Source organism: Vibrio sp. 1288, from assembly GCF_033344475.1.
In genome coordinates, this window is the sequence record NZ_JAWPOX010000805.1 from 1 (window position 1) to 598 (window position 598).

A 598-nucleotide genomic window follows, 5' to 3' on the forward strand; every position below is an offset into this window, starting at 1 on the left:
AGTAGATATAGTAAAGGTCGCATGTATTGCGGCCTTTTTTATATTAAAGCGTCTAGACCACTCAGTAACTATTATACATAGGTCAAGCGGGTTTAGATTGTCGAGGCGAGGGTGCGCTTACCAATTATCTACAGCGAGTTGTAGTGAAATGATTGGCTTTTCATTAATGATTTCCTCAAACTGTGATTAGTGGTAAGCGAGATTTAACTTTTTGATGTAATTAATCGGACTTTAAGGTTATTAGGATATGAGACTAAAAACTTGGATTGTAGCGTTTTTTCTTGGTCTGTTTGGTACAACAGCGAACGCAGACACAACACATAAAACGGATGTATCAGTAACTTTAAGTACCGCACAAGGTGTTCAAGTTCTGTTTGTAAATGGCGTTAGTACGGATGAATTGAGTACTCCGTATACTCTCATCGATGGCTCAAACCAAGTGGTTATTAAGGTAAACAAAGCTATCGGGCGTGGTGACAAGCGCACTCAAGTTTACTCTGCACCATACATTCTTGGTTTTAGTTCTGGCGCGGGTGAGCTTTATATTGATGCGCCATCTTTTAGAGATAAGCGTCAGGCAGACAAGCTGTTTGAACAA

The 598-nt window shown here is 40.0% G+C and carries 1 protein-coding gene; it reads left to right on the plus strand.

The features are described from left to right. Positions 1-247: 247 nt before the first annotated feature. On the plus strand, positions 248-598 hold a 351-nt coding region (locus R8O11_RS29465; RefSeq protein ID WP_318195156.1), incomplete at its 3' end, for a DUF2057 family protein.